This is a genomic window from Acinetobacter haemolyticus (genome assembly GCF_900406815.1).
Lineage (GTDB): Bacteria > Pseudomonadota > Gammaproteobacteria > Pseudomonadales > Moraxellaceae > Acinetobacter > Acinetobacter haemolyticus_A.
The window spans coordinates 1-435 of sequence record NZ_OVCN01000047.1 but is presented as its reverse complement, the minus strand read 5'-3'; the positions used below and the strand labels follow the sequence as shown (position 1 = coordinate 435).

At 41.4% G+C, this 435-nt stretch carries 1 protein-coding gene; it reads right to left on the bottom strand.

The window, feature by feature from the left end; translation table 11 throughout:
• On the bottom strand, positions 1-435 hold a 435-nt coding region (locus tag DK207_RS15600), incomplete at both ends, for a phage/plasmid replication protein, II/X family (RefSeq protein ID WP_228247958.1).

Genomic DNA, 435 nt, shown 5'->3' with positions numbered 1-435 from the left:
CAAATAACCGTAAAGGTAAACCCTGTTCATCCAGCCAGTAGGCTTTCATCCCCGTTTCAAGACGTAACAGCCCTTTCAGCCAGTCCTGTAAACGTTGTTCCTGCATGACTGCAACGACACGCTGAGCGCATTTATCATTTTTATTTGCCAGCAGTATTTGTTCTTTTAGCTGCTTATGAAATTCAACAGACTTGCCGTAAAGCTTACGTGCCAAGCGTTTGCAACGTTCTGAACCCCAATAGACTGTATTCTCATAGCATCTAACTTTGGTTGATTTACGGATGTGCTTACTTGTAACATTACGCATAAAATCAAGGACTTTGTTCACCTGATCTTCATTGGCCATACGTGCAGAATATGTGACATCGAGCGAGACAATAACGGCATTCTCTATATCTAACATCTCTGACAATTTAGGATTGAACATGTAGAGAT